General features: G+C 70.5%; 14 protein-coding genes. 9 read left to right on the top strand and 5 right to left on the bottom strand.

Annotated elements, in window-relative coordinates:
* Window positions 1-467: 467 nt before the first annotated feature.
* Both ACZ6ZP_RS25455 and ACZ6ZP_RS25450 read right to left on the bottom strand, forming a co-directional pair.
* Window positions 468-965, bottom strand: a complete 498-nt coding sequence (locus ACZ6ZP_RS25455) for a cupin domain-containing protein (protein WP_351165803.1) — start codon at window positions 963-965, stop codon at window positions 468-470.
* Between the two features lie 127 nt (window positions 966-1092).
* Window positions 1093-1695, bottom strand: coding sequence for a sigma-70 family RNA polymerase sigma factor (locus tag ACZ6ZP_RS25450; protein WP_351165800.1), 603 nt, complete (start codon window positions 1693-1695; stop codon window positions 1093-1095).
* Window positions 1696-1773: 78 nt separating this feature from the next.
* On the opposite strand from ACZ6ZP_RS25450, the gene ACZ6ZP_RS25445 reads away from it, so the two are divergent.
* From ACZ6ZP_RS25445 to ACZ6ZP_RS25430, 4 genes are all read left to right on the top strand, one after another.
* Entirely contained in the window at window positions 1774-2601 is an 828-nt protein-coding gene (locus ACZ6ZP_RS25445; protein WP_383821733.1) for an alpha/beta fold hydrolase, read from the top strand.
* A 114-nt stretch (window positions 2602-2715) separates the two neighbouring features.
* Entirely contained in the window at window positions 2716-4299 is a 1584-nt protein-coding gene (locus tag ACZ6ZP_RS25440) for an FMN-binding glutamate synthase family protein (RefSeq protein WP_366462851.1), read from the top strand.
* Between the two features lie 49 nt (window positions 4300-4348).
* Complete coding sequence (locus ACZ6ZP_RS25435; protein WP_469408511.1) at window positions 4349-6079, top strand: thiamine pyrophosphate-dependent enzyme; 1731 nt, start codon at window positions 4349-4351, stop codon at window positions 6077-6079.
* A 308-nt stretch (window positions 6080-6387) separates the two neighbouring features.
* A complete protein-coding gene (locus ACZ6ZP_RS25430) occupies window positions 6388-7908 on the top strand; it encodes a catalase (protein ID WP_351165790.1) in 1521 nt (506 codons plus the stop codon).
* A gap of 82 nt (window positions 7909-7990) precedes the next feature.
* Here the strand turns inward: ACZ6ZP_RS25430 and ACZ6ZP_RS25425 are convergent, their stop codons facing one another.
* Window positions 7991-10036: a SpoIIE family protein phosphatase gene (locus tag ACZ6ZP_RS25425; protein WP_469408509.1), complete on the bottom strand. Its 2046-nt coding sequence runs from the start codon at window positions 10034-10036 to the stop codon at window positions 7991-7993.
* Between the two features lie 221 nt (window positions 10037-10257).
* Between ACZ6ZP_RS25425 and ACZ6ZP_RS25420 the strand changes: the two genes are divergently transcribed.
* The 4 genes from ACZ6ZP_RS25420 (at window position 10258) to ACZ6ZP_RS25405 (ending at window position 13081) form a co-directional block, all read left to right on the top strand.
* Window positions 10258-11010 carry a hypothetical protein gene (locus ACZ6ZP_RS25420; protein WP_361474652.1) on the top strand — a complete coding sequence of 251 codons (753 nt, stop codon included), beginning with the start codon at window positions 10258-10260 and terminating at the stop codon, window positions 11008-11010.
* Between the two features lie 115 nt (window positions 11011-11125).
* Window positions 11126-11548, top strand: a complete 423-nt coding sequence (locus tag ACZ6ZP_RS25415) for an SRPBCC family protein (protein ID WP_351165783.1) — start codon at window positions 11126-11128, stop codon at window positions 11546-11548.
* Between the two features lie 545 nt (window positions 11549-12093).
* Entirely contained in the window at window positions 12094-12360 is a 267-nt protein-coding gene (locus tag ACZ6ZP_RS25410) for a GlsB/YeaQ/YmgE family stress response membrane protein (protein WP_351165781.1), read from the top strand.
* A gap of 91 nt (window positions 12361-12451) precedes the next feature.
* On the top strand, window positions 12452-13081 hold the full coding sequence (locus ACZ6ZP_RS25405; RefSeq protein WP_399981722.1) for an alpha-ketoglutarate-dependent dioxygenase AlkB: 630 nt from the start codon (window positions 12452-12454) through the stop codon (window positions 13079-13081).
* 329 nt (window positions 13082-13410) lie between these two features.
* Here ACZ6ZP_RS25405 and ACZ6ZP_RS25400 read toward each other — a convergent pair whose 3' ends face one another.
* Entirely contained in the window at window positions 13411-14328 is a 918-nt protein-coding gene (locus tag ACZ6ZP_RS25400) for a LysR family transcriptional regulator (protein ID WP_469408506.1), read from the bottom strand.
* A 129-nt stretch (window positions 14329-14457) separates the two neighbouring features.
* On the opposite strand from ACZ6ZP_RS25400, the gene ACZ6ZP_RS25395 reads away from it, so the two are divergent.
* Entirely contained in the window at window positions 14458-14844 is a 387-nt protein-coding gene (locus ACZ6ZP_RS25395) for a tautomerase family protein (RefSeq protein ID WP_469408504.1), read from the top strand.
* Here the strand turns inward: ACZ6ZP_RS25395 and ACZ6ZP_RS25390 are convergent.
* Window positions 14841-16163 carry a cytochrome P450 gene (locus tag ACZ6ZP_RS25390; protein ID WP_351165771.1) on the bottom strand — a complete coding sequence of 441 codons (1323 nt, stop codon included), beginning with the start codon at window positions 16161-16163 and terminating at the stop codon, window positions 14841-14843. The two genes, ACZ6ZP_RS25395 and ACZ6ZP_RS25390, sit on opposite strands and share 4 nt — an antisense overlap.
* Between the last annotated feature and the right edge of the window lie 159 nt (window positions 16164-16322).

The following is a 16322-nucleotide window of genomic DNA, read 5'->3' as shown; positions in this document are numbered from 1 at the left end:
ACGGGACTGCCCGCATACGGCCGACTAAAGACCTTTTGGGTCAACCGGCACGCAATAGCGGACAAGAAAAAGCGGGCGTGATCATTGCCTCGGCGCGAGGACGCTCACCTTGGCACAGCCGACTCACAGGGAACAAGAAGTTCGAGCGACATCCGGTGAAGAAGGGAGAGGAACGCCGACGTTACCGCCAGTACTCGCACCCGCTTTCGAAACCTGCCACGGATCGCCCCCGCCAGAATCACCAACCGCGACCGGGCGGGGACGCCCACTCCCCCCACACTTACCCGCCAAGTGCGTTTCCTGGTGGTGTCTTTGACGGGGTGTCGCGGTGCGAGCTCCAGTACGCGGACTCCCGGAAGGAGCCCAGCCATCGGCGCCCGTCGCGTACGCGGAGGGGCCCTCTGCATCCGGAGCTCCCCGGAGAATCCGTCCACTGCGGCGCCCACACCCCGGACGCCGCCGTCCTTTCATGAGGCGGCGAGTGCCTCGCGCCAGACGGGGCTGTCGACGTAGTGGTTGTCGTAGCGCTCGGAGGACTCCGCGATCTTCTTCGGGTCGGTCTCGCCGCGCATCACGCTGCCGAGCAGGCGCAGGTAGTCGAAGCGGCCCATGCCGGGGGTGAAGACGAACAGCACGTCGGCCGTGCAGCCCGGGGCCGCGGCGAAGGCGTGCGGGGTGTGGGGAGGCACGGCGAGGAAGTCGCCGGCGTTCAGGACGGTGATCTCCTCACCCACCAGGACCCGGAGGGAGCCACTGATGACGAAGAACAGCTCCGTGGCCTTGGTGTGGAAGTGCGCGGGAGCACCGACGGCCCCTTCGGAGAACGTCGAGCGGTAGGTGGTGAACCCGCCGTCCGGCCCGTCCGTGTCCGCCAGCAGGGTCATCACGCTGCTCGGGTCGGCGGAGGTCTCGGCCTCCGCGGCGCGGGTGAGGAGGGCGGCGAAGTCGGCGTTCGTGCTGCTCATGGTGGTGTCCCCTTCGGTTCCGCAGCGGCCTCGCCGCTGCTGTGATCACCACTCTATGGAGCTGAAAGACCCATGACGGAGTGCAATTCAGTGATAGAAACAAGGGTCAATCTTGACCGCTTCCGGCTCAGGTCCCGTCGCCGAGCCGATCGCGCTGGATCTCACGGGCGAGGGTGCGCCGCACGGAGGGCGAGCCGGTGGCGGTGACTTTCGCGGGGATGTCGAGGCGGCGGCTGATCTCGTCGTACGCGCGCCGGTGGCTGCCCGGCAGCTGTGCCTGATGCTGCCTCAGGTCCTCTTCGAGCAGCCGCCGCAGCTCGTCGACGTTCTGGGGCGTGAAGCGCTTCTTCCCGCGGGCCAGGGCGTTGACGCAGCGGGCGCAGTGGGCACGGTCGTCCAGGGCCTCGGAGACTTCCTCGGCAAGGCCCCACAGGCGCCCCTCCAGCCAGGGGAGGTCGCGCTGGTCGAGGTGGAGCTCCATCGGCGGCTGCCGCTCGCCCGTCCTGGACTTGGCCATCTGCTTGGACACGGCCGGCTGACTCATGTCCGCGAGCTCGGCGATCTTGTCCTGCGTCCAGCCGAACCCGGCGAACAGCTGGATCATCTCCGCGCGCAGCTTCCGCATCTCCTCGCCCGCACGGATGACCTCGTTCATGCCGGCGAGCATCCGCTCGGCCTGCCCCTCGGTCAGCGCCCCGGGGTTCTGGTGAGAGTCCTCGCTACCTGCCATGGCTCGGTTATACAGCTCCGCACCCTCGCCGCCATAACCGGGTTGTATAACCTGGTTATGACTGTCAGGATCTGCGGCATGCCCACCTATCGCGCACCCGACGGAACCCAGCTCGCCTACCACGTACACGGAGAAGGCGACCCGGTCGTCTGCGTCCCCGGCGGCCCCGCGGACTCCCGCTACCTCGGCGACCTCGGCGGCCTGTCCGCGCACCGGCAGCTGATCGTCCTGGACACGCGCGGCACCGGCCGGTCCGCCCTTCCCGAGGACCCCGCCTCCTACCGGTGCGACCGCCTCGTCGAGGACGTCGAGGCGCTGCGCGAGCACCTCGCACTCCCCCGGACGGACCTTCTCGGCCACTCAGCCGGAGCGAACATCGCGACGCAGTACGCGGCCCGGTACCCGCAGCACGTCGGCAAGCTCGCCCTGATCGGCCCCGGGACCCGGGCCGTCGGCATCGCGATCCCGGGAGAGACCCGGCGTGCGGTCACACAGCTGCGGAAGGACGAGCCGTGGTTCCCGCACGCGTTCGCCGCCCTGGAGGCGATCACCGGGGGCACCGGCACGGACTGGGACGCCATCAGCCCCTTCTTCTACGGCCGCTGGGACGCCGCCGCACAGGAGCACTGTGCGGCCAGTCGGCCGACCAACGACGACGCTGTCGCCGGCTTCGCGGCGGAGGGCGCCTTCGACCCGCCGACCACGCGTGCGCGGCTCGCGCACCACAAGCTGCCGGTCCTGCTGCTCACCGGGGAGTACGACGTGAACAGCCCCCCTCGGCCGGTGGCCGAGTTCGCGGCACTGTTCCCGGACGCGACGTACGTGGTGCAGCCGTCGGCGGGGCACTATCCCTGGCTCGACGACGCCGAGCAGTTCGTGGCGACCACCGCGGCGTTCCTGGGATAGCGGACTCCTGCCGTCGGACGGGCCCCCCGAAGCCCGCCGCCCATCCCATGTACACCCCACCGATCGATGTACCCGAGTACGTGTGACCGGTCGAATTCGGGTCAGATGGGCCCCATGACGCGTTACGCAACGGTGGGCCTGTTGATGGTCTGCGCAGTGGCCGGGGTGCTGCTTGCCCTCCTGGCCTCCCCGTGGTGGTGGCTCGCCGCTGCTCCCTTCCTGGCCCTGGCGCTGACCGGGACGTACGACCTGGTCCAGCGGCGGCACTCCGTACTACGGAACTACCCCGTGCTCGGCCACCTGCGGTTCCTCATGGAGACGCTGCGCCCCGAGCTGCAGCAGTACTTCGTGGAGCGCAACTACGACGGCAGGCCCTACGACCGCGACACCCGCAGCATCGTCTACGAGCGGGCCAAGGGCGTCGACGCCGAGGAACCGTTCGGCACCGAGCGCGACATGGACGCCCGCGGCTACGAGTTCCTCGTGCCGTCCATGGCACCGTCAAAGGTGCCCGAGGAGCCGCCCCGCGTCCGGGTCGGCGGACCCGACTGCACCCAGCCGTACGACATGGCCCTCCTCAATGTCTCGGCGATGAGTTTCGGCTCGCTGTCCTCCAACGCAGTCGTGGCCCTGAACACGGGCGCGGCACGCGGCGGGTTCGCGCACGACACCGGCGAGGGCGGCCTGTCCGACCACCATCTGCGGCCCGGCGGCGACCTCGTGTGGGAGATCGGTACCGGCTACTTCGGCTGCCGCACCCGTGACGGAGCGTTCGACGCCGAGCAGTTCGCCGAGAAGGCCGCCCATCCGTCCGTGCGCTGCGTGTCGCTCAAGCTGTCGCAGGGCGCGAAGCCGGGGATCGGAGGCGTCCTTCCCGGCAGCAAGGTCAACGCCGAGATCGCCTCGGTGCGGGGCGTTCCCGAAGGTGAGACCGTCGTCTCGCCGCCGTACCACCGCGTCTTCTCCACCCCGCGCGAGCTCGTCCAGTTCCTGGCCCGGATGCGGGAACTGACGGACGGCAAGCCGGTGGGCTTCAAGCTCTGCCCCGGGTCCCGGGCCCAGTTCCTCGCCGTGTGCAAAGCCATGAGGGCGGAAGGGATCACCCCGGACTTCATCGTGGTGGACGGGGCGGAGGGCGGCACGGGGGCGGCGCCGCTGGAATTCGCCGACAACCTCGGCATGCCGCTGACCGAAGGCCTCTACACCGTGCACAGCGCCCTGACGGGTACGGGACTGCGCGACCGCATCCGCATCGGCGCGAGCGGCAAGGTGGCGACGGGCTCCGACATCGTCAAGCGCCTGGTCATGGGCGCCGACTACACCAACGCGGCCCGCGCGATGATGTTCGCCGTCGGCTGCATCCAGGCCCAGCGCTGTCACACCAACCGCTGCCCGACCGGCGTCACCACGCAGGATCCGCACCGGGCCCGCGCCCTGGACGTCGTCGACAAATCCGCGCGCGTCACGCGCTACCAGCAGGCCACCGTCCACAGCGCGCTGCAGATCATGGCCGCGATGGGCGTGCGCGACGCCGCGGATCTGGGCCCGCACCTGCTGCGGCGCCGCGAGGACCACGGCCGCTTCCGGTCCTACGCCGAGCTGTACGAGTGGCTGTCCCCCGGCGAACTGCTCGCCGCGCCGCCCGAGAGCTGGTCCGTCGACTGGCAGGCCGCCGATCCGGACACCTTCGCCGTCTGACGGCCACGGCCCCGGACGGCGAACGCACCGACCCTTTGAGAGGAACACGATGACCCGCAATGTCGCCCGCGTCACGATCGACGCCTTGGAAGAACTCGGGGTGCGCCATGTCTTCGGCGTGGTGGGGGATGCCCTGAACCCCTTCACCGACGCCATCCGCGAGTCGGAGTCCGTCGAGTGGGTGGGCTGCCGCCACGAGGAGGCCGCCGCGTTCGCCGCCGGCGCCCAGTCCCAGCTCACCGACACCCTCGGGGTGTGCATGGGCACCGTGGGACCGGGCTCGGTGCACCTGCTCAACGGCCTTTACGACGCCGCCAAGAGCGGGACCCCGGTGCTGGCCATCGCCGGCCAGGTGCCGCTCGCCGAGGTGGGCACCGACTACTTCCAGGAGGTCGACAACGATCTCCTCTTCCGTGACGTCGCCGTCTTCCGGGCCACCGTCACCTCCCCCGAGCAGATGCCCGGCCTGCTGGAGATCGCCGTACGCAGCGCGATCGGGCGCCGCGGCGTGGCCGTCCTCACGGTCCCCGGGGACGTCGGCGACCAGGAACTGCCCAAGGACCGGCCGACCCGGCTCTCGGTCGCACAGTCCGCCAACCGGCCCGACGACCCGATCCTGGACGAGGCGGCCGCCGCCCTCTCCGACGGCGGCAAGGTCACCATGCTGGTCGGGCGCGGAGCGCGCGGCGCCCGCGAGGACGTCCTGGCCCTGGCGGAGCAGCTGGCCGCGCCCATGGTGCTCACGCTCAAGGCCAAGGAGGGGTTCGAGGGCGACAACCCCTACCAGGTCGGCCAGACGGGGCTGATCGGCAATCCGGCCGCCGCGCACGCGATGGACCACGCCGACACCCTGCTGCTGCTCGGCACCGACTTTCCCTACCGGGAGTGGTATCCCCAGGGCAAGAAGGTCGTTCAGGTCGACCGGGTCGCCGAGCACATCGGCCGGCGTGTCCCGGTCGACGTGGCGCTCGCCGCCGACGTCGGCCCCACGGTGCGGGGACTTCTGGAGCGGCTGGGGCGGACCACGGAGCGAAAGCACCTGGAGGAGGCGCGCGAGAAGTTCACCAAGTGGCAGGAGGGCCAGCAGCGGCTTGCCGCGCCCGGGCACGACCGCGGGCTGATCGGCAAGGTGCGCTCCGCCTTCGACAACCGCGATCACCTGGTGCGCCCGGAGGCGCTGGCCGCGGCGGTGGACGCCATCGCGGCCGACGACGCCGTGTTCACCTCGGACACCGGCATGGCCACCGTATGGCTCTCGCGGTTCGTCGAGATGCGCGGATCCCGGCGTCTGCTCGGCTCGTACAACCTCGGCTCGATGGCCAACGCGATGCCGCAGGCCATCGGCGCGCAGCTCCTGGACGACGACCGGCAGGTGGTCGCCTTCTGCGGCGACGGCGGTCTGGGGATGCTGTTGGGCGACCTCATGACCATCCGCAGCCGGCGCCTGCCCATCAAGCTCGTCGTCTTCGACAATCAGCGGCTCGGGATGGTGAAGCTGGAGCAGGAGCAGGCGGGCCTGCCGGAGTTCGGCACCGAACTCGACAACCCGGACTTCGCCGCGGTCGCCGAGGCGCTCGGCATCACCGGCATCCGGGTGACCCGGGCCGAGGACCTCGCCGAGGGGGTCGGCCGGGCCTTCGCCACACCGGGGCCGGTCCTCCTGGACGTCCTCACCAACCCCGAGGAGATCGCGGTGCCGGGCAAGCCGACCGTCCAGCAGGGCTGGGGCTTCGCCATCGCCAAGGTCCGCGAGAACCTCACCAGCCCCGGCGGCCGCTGAACGGTCGCCCGCCGTGCCCCCTCGTGCCGCGTCAGGAAACGGAAGGGCTCGCCACGTATCGGCGGCGCCGAGGCGGGCACTCGGAGGGGGTCCGACGAAAGATCCACCCGTACCGGCAGGGTCAGACCCCTCCAGGAGGTCGACAACAAATGGCCACACCGGGAGAAAAGCCGCAAGATGGACTCGACGTCGACGGACCGCCGAATCCGCCACGCCAGAGACCGGTCCTCCCGGACAGCCCTTCGCAGCCGCGGAGCCAGACCCTTGCGGCGCAGAGAACACCACCCACCGAAAGGCACTCGTAACCCATGAGCGACGTCACAGGTAAGGCGACCACCACGGACGCCGGCGTTCCGGTCGAGAGCGATGAGCACTCGCTCACCGTCGGCGCCGGTGGGCCGATCCTCCTGCAGGACTCCTATCTGATCGAGCAGATGGCGCAGTTCAACCGGGAGCGGATCCCTGAGCGGCAGCCGCACGCCAAGGGCAGCGGCGCCTTCGGCCACTTCGAAGTCACCCAGGACGTCAGCGCCTACACGAAGGCCGCCCTCTTCCAGCCCGGCACCCGCACCGACCTGGTGGCCCGCTTCTCCACCGTCGCCGGCGAGCGCGGGAGCCCGGACACCTGGCGTGACCCGCGCGGATTCGCGGTGAAGTTCTACACCACCGAGGGCAACTACGACATGGTGGGGAACAACACCCCCGTCTTCTTCGTGAAGGACCCGATGAAGTTCCAGCACTTCATCCGGTCCCAGAAACGCCGGGCGGACAACAACCTCCGCGACCACGACATGCAGTGGGACTTCTGGACGCTGTCCCCCGAGTCCGCCCACCAGGTCACCTGGCTGATGGGCGACCGCGGCATCCCGCGCACCTGGCGCCACATGAACGGCTACACCTCGCACACCTACATGTGGATCAACGCGCAGGGCGAGCGGTTCTGGGTGAAGTACCACTTCAAGACCGACCAGGGCATCGAGCACTTCACGCAGCACGAGGCCGACCAGATGGCCGCGGCCGACACGGACTATCACACCCGGGATCTCTTCGAGCACATCCGGGACGGCGAGTACCCCAGCTGGACGCTGCACGTGCAGGTCATGCCGTACGAGGACGCGGCCACCTACCGCTTCAACCCGTTCGACCTGACCAAGGTGTGGCCGCACGGCGACTACCCGCTGATCGAGGTCGGCAGGATGACCCTGGACCGCAACCCCACGGACAACCACGCCGAGATCGAGCAGGCGGCCTTCCAGCCGAACAACCTGGTCCCGGGCATCGGCCCGAGCCCCGACCGGATGCTGCTCGCGCGGTTGTTCTCCTACGCCGACGCGCACCGCCACCGCATCGGCGGCAACTACCAGCAGCTGCCGGTCAACGCTCCCGTCGCGCCTTTGCGTACGTACTCCAAAGACGGGGCCATGGCGTACAACAAGACGCAGGACCCGGTCTACGCACCGAACTCCAAGGGCGGCCCGGCGGCCGACACCAGCCGCTACGCCCCGCCCAGCTGGCACGCGGACGGCGACATCACCCGCGCCGCCTACGTCGATCACGCCGAGGACGACGACTGGGGCCAGCCGGGCACCATGGTGCGCGAGGTCCTGGACGACGCCGCACGTGACCGCCTCGTCGACAACGTCGTCGGACACCTGCTCAACGGCGTGAGCGAGCCCGTGCTCGCCAGGGCCTTCGAGTACTGGTCGAACATCGACAAGTCCATCGGCGAGCGCATCCAGCAGGGCGTGCGCGCCAAGGCGAACGAGAAGGACCCCAAGGCCGCGGAGCAGGCGAACCCGGCTCGCAGCAGCATGCAGGACAAGGCCTGACCCCACTGCGCGCGTCGGCCGCTGCCCCCTCGGGGCAGCGGCCGACGCGCGTGCTGGGCCCCGCGGCCGGCCGCGGGCTGGTTCACGCGTCCGGCGCGGCGAAGTCGCACCAGACCGCCTTGCCCTCGCCGCGTGGCTCGATTCCCCAGCGCGACGCGACCGCCTCCACCAGGAGCAGTCCACGGCCGGAGGTGGCGGTCTCCACCGGGGACCTCTTGCGCGGGCGGGTGCTGGAGCGGTCCTTGACCCAGAGGCGGACACGGCGCGGCGGGCCGGTGAGCACCTCCAGCGTGAGGATGGCTCCGCCGTCGGTGTGGACCAGGGCGTTGGCCAGGAGTTCGCCCGCCGCCACCTCGACGTCGTCGGCGACCGCCCCCAGCCCCCACGAGGCGAGGTGTTCGCGCAGCGCCGCACGCGCGTCGGCGAGCCCTTCGGGGTCGGCCTGGTGGACGTAGCGATGGATGCGCGGCTCCTGGAGCGTGCCGGGGTCGGGGAGCCGGCGCAGGACCAGGAGCGCCACGTCGTCGCTGCTGCCCCATCTCTCCCACAGCGCGCGCGACAGGTGGTCGGCCAGGTCCTCGGCCGACTCGGGGCCCGCGGACAACACCTCGGCGAGGTTCTGGATCCCGGTGTCGAGATCGAGACCGGCGTCCTCCACGAGGCCGTCCGTGCACAGCACCATGGTCTCGCCCGGTACGAGGTCGAGCCGCACCTCGGGGTAGTCCTCCATGCCGAACTCGGTGGCGAGGCCCAGCGGCAGCCCGCCCCGCACCCGCGGCACGCCCACCCGGCCGTCCACATGCCGCACCAGAGGAGGCAGATGTCCGGCCCGTACGGCGCGCACGATGCCGGTGGCGGGGTCGAACTGGGCGTAGGTGCAGGTGGCGAACCGCTCGGTGTCCAGCTCGGCCAGGAAGCGGGAGGTGCGCGAGAGCACCGTCGCGGGCGGATGTCCCTCGCCGGCGAAGGCCCGCAGGGCGATGCGCAGCTGCCCCATGATGGCCGCGGCGTGGGTGTCGTGTCCCTGTACGTCGCCCACGACCACGCCGATGCGTCCGCGGGGCAGGGTGATGACGTCGTAGAAGTCGCCTCCGACGTCACGACCGCCCCAGGCGGCGTGATAGCGCACGGCGACCTCGGAGTCCGGCACAGCGGGGATGCCGCGCGGCAACATCGTGGCCTGCAGGCTCTTGGCCAGGTCCCGTTCCTCGTCGAAGAGCATGGCGCGCTGCAGCGACTGGGCGACGATGCCCGAAAGGCCGATGCACAGGTTCCGGTCCGCGTCGGTGAAATCCTTGCGGCCGCGGTAGAAGAGCGCGAGGCCGCCGATGGCGCGGTCCTGGGCCACCAGGGGCAAGAACGCCGCCGAGTCGAGCTCCATGTCCTCGATGTAGGGCCCCAGGCGGGTGAAGCGCCGCCCCAGATCGGGCAGTGAACCCACGAAGCGGGGCTGGCGGGTCAGGACGGCCTCGGCCAGCGGCAGCGATTCGTCGACCTTGTGCAGCTTGAGTTCGTCGAGGACCTGCATCGTGTGACCCACCAGAGCGATCAGCTTCAGGTTCTCCCCCTCGACCAGGCCCAGGACCAGGCCGTCGGCGGCGAACCGGTCGAGGCCGCTGGCGCCGGACAGCACGGCCACCACGTCGTCGACCGTGACGGCCCGCGAGAGGGCTTCCGTGGTGCCCTGCACCATCAGGGCGATGCCCTGGCGGCGCTCCTCCCGGGGGTCGGTGGCCGCGAGCTCCGTCCCGTCCTGCGCGGCCGTCCGCAGGATTCCCACGACGCGCGCGGCCCGGCCCTCGTCGTCGCGCAGGATGCGGCCACGGGCGTGGCTGAGGTGCCGTGTGCCGTCGCGGTGGCGGACACGGAAGTAGACGCCGTAGAGATCGGCGCCCGTGGTGGCCGCCTCGGTGACGGCGAAGCTGATGCGCACGGCCTCCTCGGGAGGCACGCGTCGCTGCAGGGAGGTGACCAGGCCGTGGAACTCGTCGGGACGCAGGTCGAGCACCGCCAGGGCGCTGGCGTCCAGACTGAGCTCACCGCTGTCCAGGTCCCAGTCGAAGCTGCCCATGCCGGTCAGGAGCAGGCGCTGTTCCAGGTCGATGTGTGACTTCTTGGCTGACGTCATGGCTGTCTCCGTATGCCGCTCGGTCACCATAAGCGCCCGGCGTCCCAGGCGCGCGGCCGTCATGTGCTCGGGGGTCGGCGCCCCGTCCGGAAACGGCGCAGAAAGTGGAGATCACCCTTCCGGTGATCTATCGGAGCAATGGGGTAACCGGGTGTTCCGCGGCCCCGACGGCCGCGGCACGACCGGAGGGCGCAGCCGCCCTCGGAAAAGGAGCAGACGTGGTGAGGGGCAGCAGAAGCATGGCGGCCGTGGTGGCCGGAGCGGCGATCGTGGCCCTGGCCGGGTGCGGCGGTGGCGACGACTCGGACGACAAGAGCAAGCCGTTCGAGGGCAAGAGCGCCGACCAGATCGCCGCCGACGCGGTCAAGGCCACTCAGCAGGCCGACTCGATGCGCATGAAGGGGACCGTGCAGCAGTCCGCGGGTTCCTCGATGTCCGTCGATCTGGCGGTGGACCAGCGCAAGAACTGTGACGGCACCATCAAGTCGGAGGGCGCGTCCGCGGAGGTGCGCAACACAAAGGGCACCTTCTATCTGAAGGGCGACGAGAAGTACTGGGAGACGTCCCTCAAGGGCCAGCCCGGAACCGACAAGATCGTGCCGAAGGTGGCGGGCAAGTGGGTGAAGGCCCCCACGGACGACGCCACGACGAAGAACCTGTGCGACAAGACGGCGCTCACGGCTTCCATGGACAAGGACAAGTCGGAACGCAAGGGCATGAAGAAGGGCGCGACGACGACCGTCGGGGGCGCCGAGGCCATCCGCCTGACGAAGAAGACCTCCGGCGGCGAGACCCTCACGCTGTACGTGGCCACCGAGGGCAAGCCGTACATCCTGCGCTCCACGTCGAGCGGCGGCGAGCAGCCCAACACCGCCACCTTCAGCGACTACGGCAAGGCGGTCAGTCCTGAGCAGCCCGCGCCCGGCGAGACCGTCGACCTCAAGGAGCTTGCCTCAGGCGGCCAGAAGTCCTGACGCCCGCCCCCGCGGAGTGACGTCCTTGCATGGTCCGTTCCCGAAGGGGTACCGGAGCCCATGCTTCACCGGCCCGGAGAGTCCGCGGCCACTCCCCGTCCAGAAAGAGGTGCGTATGTCCGCGTCCCTGCTCGAGTCCGTCGATCTCAACGCGCCGGTTTCCGTCGCCTGGGAGCTGTGGAGCGACGTGACACGCTGGCCCTCCTTCCTCAGCCACGTACGTCTGGTCGAGCCGATGGACGAGCGTCGCTTCGCATGGCAGCTGGAACTGCCCGGAGCGGAGAAGAACTTCGTCGCCGAACTGACCGAAGTGGTGCCCGAGAACCGGATCGCCTGGCACACCATCGAGGGCGTGGACCACGCCGGTGTGGTGACCTTCCACCGCCTGAGCGACACCACGAGCCGGGTGACACTCCAGATCGAGTACGACCCCAAGGGTTTCGTCGAGCGCCTCGGTGCCCTCACGAACCTCGACTCCACCCTGGCCAACTACGACCTGGGTGAGTTCCAGAAGATCGCCGAGAAGACGGCACGATAGCCCCCGGAAGCCGGGGACCAATGACGCGACGGCGCCGCGCCCGCTTCTGCCGAAGCGGGCGCGGCGCCGTTTCCTCGTGCGTCAGGCGGCGTCGCTGTGCTGCTCGGCCACGGGCGCTCGATGACGTCCCCCGGGCCCTGCGCCGTGGATGAGACGAAGGTGACGTACCCGCCGACCGGCTCTCGGCCACGCTTCCCCGTTCATCCCGTCCTCGATGCGGTCCATGGCGATCATCAGGAGTCCCATGGCCGGCAGGAGCAAAAGAGCGACAACTAACATCGGCAGCGTCCTCCTCGCGGCTTCTCTTCTCGCCTGCCCCTTGCCGGCATGCTCACGGCGACGAAGACATGGAGAGCCTGCAACGCTCCCTTCACATCTGCCGCGCGAACCTCACCCGGTCGGCTGGCAGAGGAATGACCTTTGGCCCGCGACCGGGGACCTTGGTCCCGCGTGAGGCGCCCTGGGCCGGACAGTTGTCCCAGTGCCGGACAGCAGATCAAGCGTCGGCACGTACACACACGTACACAAGGGAAGGGAACACGCTCGTGGGCATCATCGCCTGGATCCTGATCGGTCTCATCGCGGGGGCCATCGCCAAGGCCCTCACTCCTGGCAAGGACCCGGGAGGCTGCCTGGTGACGATGTTGATCGGCATCGTGGGCGGGCTGCTCGGCGGCTGGCTGGGCAAGGTGATCTTCGGCGTCCACTCGATCAACGGGTTCTTCCATCTGTCGACGTGGATCGCCGCCATCGTCGGCTCCGTGCTCGTCCTGTTCGTCTACCGCCTGGTCTCGGGGCAGCGCTCCCGCTGACCCCGGCCGCCGGTCACCGCGCGCCCCGGGGCTCGCGGTGACCGGCATTCGAATTAGCTCGCATGTTCGAATCATTGGGTACACTGGCCGCATGGCGACGCACCAGCTCCAGGGATCCCTCTTCGACCAGAGCGACGACGTGCGCCTGGGGCCCCTGAACACCATCCGCCGGACGGTTCTGGGCGACGGAGCGTGGATAGACCTCCTGCCGGGCTGGCTCAGCGGCGCCGACGTCCTGTTCGAGCGGCTGGCCGCGGACGTCCCCTGGAAGGCCGAGCGCCGGCAGATGTACGAGAGGGTCGTGGACGTGCCGCGCCTGCTCGCCTTCTACCGCGCCGGTGAACCACTCCCCCACGCCGTGCTCGACGAGGCCCGACAAGCCCTCTCCGATCACTACGCCACCGAGCTCGGCGAGGCCTTCACGACAGCCGGCCTGTGCCACTACCGCGACGGGCGCGACAGCGTAGCCTGGCACGGCGACCGCATCGGCCGGGGCGCCCGCGAGGACACGATGGTCGCCATCCTCTCCGTGGGAGCACCCCGCGACCTGCTGCTGCGCCCGCGCCACGGCGGCGAGACCGTCCGGCGCCCGCTCGGCCACGGCGACCTGATCGTGATGGGCGGCTCCTGCCAGCGCACCTGGGAACACGCCATCCCCAAGTCCACCCGCGCCGCCGGGGGACGCATCAGCATCCAGTTCCGGCCGCACGGCGTGCAGTGACCTGATGTCCCGCCCGGCGAGACACACGTAGGTCGGCGAGCCCGGCTCCGTACGCTATAGTGGATCTTGAGCCCGCAGCCGGAACTCCTGCAAGCGGGCCCTGCGTTGGTCGTCCAAGGAAAGACGCCCCGCTTCCTGCGGGGAAATGTAGGTGCAAGGCCTGCCCAGCGCTCGCGACAAGCCCCGGTCTCTCACGAGACCGGGGCTTTTTTCTGCGTTGGGAGTGGCTCTGCCCCGGGGGGCGCACCGCCCCCGACCGAGCCGACGAGATCGAGGCCGCGCCGACGCTACGGCGGCGATAGGCGGCGCGCTGTTCACCGCGGGAGCGGTCAGCATCCGGCTGCGCCACCACCAGGACGAACTGGAGCGGGCCCAGAACTGAGTCCGGACAGGTGCACGGCGGCCGACTCGGCCAGCGTGCGGACCGCCGGGTGCCAGGGACGCTCATGGGGGCCGGTCAGTACGAGCCTGCGGGACATCACCGGCTTCAGCGGCAGCAGGACCAGGTCGGACGGGAGCAGGGAGCGGGAGGCCTCGGACAGGACCGTCACGCCGATGCCCGCCTGCACCATGCCGATCAGCGTCGTCAGGTCCCGCACCCGGCGGGCAGGGGTGAAGGGCAGCCCGGCCCGCATGTGGATCGTGCGGACGCGGGCTTCGCAGTTGTCGGGCGATATCAGGAACGGGTCGTCCGCCAAGTCCCCGATGTCGACGAGCGGTTCGTCCCCCAAGGGGTGGTCCCGGGGCAGCACGGCCCGGTAGTGGTCCTCTGCCAGGTGGACGCCGGTCCCCGTGGGCGGGTCGATCAGGATGGCGGCATCCGCCACGCCGTCCGCCAGCCAGGCGGCGATCTCGGTGCTGTCGCCTTCGAAGACTTGGACGGTCAGCCGGGGTTGTTCCTCGCTCCAGTGCCGGAGCAGGTCCGGGACCAGCCCCTGGCAGATGGTCGGCGTGCAGGCCAGCCGTACGGTGCCGGTCATCGTCTCGGCGGCGTCGGCCGCGATCTCCTCCACGGACCGGGCCGCCGACAGCGCGGTGCGCGCGTGCGGCAGGATCCGCTCCCCCAGCGCCGTGGTCCGCACCGGTGTGGCGCGGACCAGCAGCGGCGCCGCCAGCTCGCGTTCGAGGGAGGCCACGGCGTGCGAGACCGCGGATTGGCTCATGCCCAACTCGGCGGCGGCCGCGCTGAAGCCGCCTGCTTCGGCGACGGCGAGGAAGGCCCTCAGCTGGGCAAGGTTCACGGTCATGCGGCGGCCTCATAGAGCTATGACGTCGGTGCGTTGGATCCATCGTTCCAGGTCGGCCAGGCTTGCCCACAGCCGCCGCCTGCGGCCGGCACCCACCGAACGCATCCCGAACGCGCACCGAGGAGAGCCATGCCCTACATCCGCGCCACCATCACCGACCCCGACCTCCCCACCACCACTCAGCGCACCCTGGCCGAGAGGCTCACCGCGCTCGCGGTCACGGCCCTCGGCAAGTCCGGCGCGCGCACCATCGTCCACGTCGACATGGTTCCGCCCACCCGCTACTACGTCGCGGGCAAGCCACTGACCGGCGGTCTCGACGCACACGTCGAAGTCAGCATCACTCTGGGCACGAACAGCGCCGAGGAAAAGGCCGCCTTCATCGCCGGAGCCAACGAACTGCTGACGAACGCCCTCGGCCCCCTCACCCGCGGCGGAGTCGCCCTGCACGAACTGCCCCCCGAGAGCTACGGCTACAACGGAGAGACCCAGTTCGCCTACTACCGCCGGACCTAGCCGCCCAGCACCGCCGGTGTCGGGCCGTCGGGGCGGACCGTGATGCTGTAGGCGGCCTTCTCCGGGATGGAGTGGAAACGGGGGGTGTGGGCGGGCAGCAGGTGTTCCAGGAGGGTGGTCGATTCGCGGAGGGCGAATTGCAGGCCAAGGCAGGCCCGGGGGCCGAGGCCGAACGGGAAGTAGCTTCCCGGGTGGGTGGGGCGCCGGCCGGGGGTCGAGAAGCGCGTCGGGTCGAAGCGCCCCGGGTCGTGCCAGAGTTCGGGGTCCCGGTGGGTGAGGTAGGGGCAGACCAGTACGTCGGTGTCCGCCTCGATCTCGTACCCGGCGAGATGGTCGTCCTGCACCGCGCAGCGCGGCAGGATCCAGGCCGACGGATAGAACCGCAGCGCTTCGTGGACGAGTGCCTGGAGGGCCTGCCGGCGCTCGGGCGAGCCCTCGGGGCCCGCGGCGAGGGCCTGCTCCCGCGCCTGCGGATTCTGGTCCAGCAGGAGGTAGAGCCAGGTCAGGGTCGATGCGGTGGTCTCGTGCCCGGCGACCAGCAGGGTGACCAGCTCGTCGCGGATCAGCCGGTCGGTGTACTCGGGGCGCGTCGTGGCCGCATCGAGCAGGACGTGCAGCAGGCCCGGCCCGTCGGGTCCGGCCGCGCCGTCGCGCGCGGCGGCGATGGCCAGGCTCGACACCGCGTCGATCCTGGCCAGGTCGGCGGCGACCGCCCCCTGGGCGGCCGTGCCGTCGGCGGGCAGACTGGGCAGCGCGGCCACCACCGCGGGCACGGCGGCCAGTTCGCGCTCCGTCGCGGGCGCGAGGGGATGTCCGGTCAGGGAACGCCAGATGGTGTCCAGGGCGAAGCGCCGCATCTCGTCGCCGACGTCGAAGACCTGCCCGGAGCGTGCGTACCCGGCCCAGCGCGCCGCCGCGGTCCGGGCGGCCTCGGTGATGCGCTGCTCGTAGCGGCGCATGCCCCGGCCGGTGAACTGGGACTGCAGCAGCCGCCGTTGGCGCTGCCATGCCTCGCCCGTCGCGGCCAGGACTCCGTCGCCGATCAGCAGCCGGGCGCGGTGCGAACGCTTCACGTACCGGCCGGGATGGAGCGCGAGCACATGCTGCACGGCCTCGGGGGCGGTGACCAGGACGGTCGGGCGCGGACCGAGCCGGACGGCGGCGATGCCGCCGAGCTGTTCGCGCGCCTGGCCGAAGAGGTCGACGAGCTCCCCTCCCCCGGCCTGCCACTCGGCGACGAGGGCAGGATCGAGCTCGGGGACCCGGCGAGCGGGAGGGGTCGGGCTCGGGACGGAGCCGGGGCGGGCATGGGTGGCCACGGGGCTGCTCCTGTTCGACGGCGGTGCGTCGTCACGGGTCGTCACGGACGGAGGTGGGCGTCACGCACTGTAGGGGAGCGGGAGCGGTACGCGACAGTGCGCGTCCCCTCCTCGCGAGCGGCACCCGATCCTCACGCACAGCGCCGGAAGGGCCGGGCC

The organism is Streptomyces sp. NPDC054047 (assembly GCF_055585065.1).
This window is presented reverse-complemented; position numbering and strand designations above follow the sequence as displayed.

What these genes read in the sequence shown, in the direction of transcription:
- ACZ6ZP_RS25455 (WP_351165803.1), bottom strand. Translation starts at nt 965, where the DNA reads ATGAGCAGCACGAACGCCGACTTCGCCGCCCTCCTCACCCGCGCCGCG.
- ACZ6ZP_RS25450 (WP_351165800.1), bottom strand. Translation starts at nt 1,695, where the DNA reads ATGGCAGGTAGCGAGGACTCTCACCAGAACCCCGGGGCGCTGACCGAG.
- ACZ6ZP_RS25445 (WP_383821733.1), top strand. Translation starts at nt 1,774, where the DNA reads ATGCCCACCTATCGCGCACCCGACGGAACCCAGCTCGCCTACCACGTA.
- ACZ6ZP_RS25440 (WP_366462851.1), top strand. Translation starts at nt 2,716, where the DNA reads ATGACGCGTTACGCAACGGTGGGCCTGTTGATGGTCTGCGCAGTGGCC.
- ACZ6ZP_RS25435 (WP_469408511.1), top strand. Translation starts at nt 4,349, where the DNA reads ATGACCCGCAATGTCGCCCGCGTCACGATCGACGCCTTGGAAGAACTC.
- ACZ6ZP_RS25430 (WP_351165790.1), top strand. Translation starts at nt 6,388, where the DNA reads ATGAGCGACGTCACAGGTAAGGCGACCACCACGGACGCCGGCGTTCCG.
- ACZ6ZP_RS25425 (WP_469408509.1), bottom strand. Translation starts at nt 10,036, where the DNA reads ATGACGTCAGCCAAGAAGTCACACATCGACCTGGAACAGCGCCTGCTC.
- ACZ6ZP_RS25415 (WP_351165783.1), top strand. Translation starts at nt 11,126, where the DNA reads ATGTCCGCGTCCCTGCTCGAGTCCGTCGATCTCAACGCGCCGGTTTCC.
- ACZ6ZP_RS25405 (WP_399981722.1), top strand. Translation starts at nt 12,452, where the DNA reads ATGGCGACGCACCAGCTCCAGGGATCCCTCTTCGACCAGAGCGACGAC.
- ACZ6ZP_RS25400 (WP_469408506.1), bottom strand. Translation starts at nt 14,328, where the DNA reads ATGACCGTGAACCTTGCCCAGCTGAGGGCCTTCCTCGCCGTCGCCGAA.
- ACZ6ZP_RS25395 (WP_469408504.1), top strand. Translation starts at nt 14,458, where the DNA reads ATGCCCTACATCCGCGCCACCATCACCGACCCCGACCTCCCCACCACC.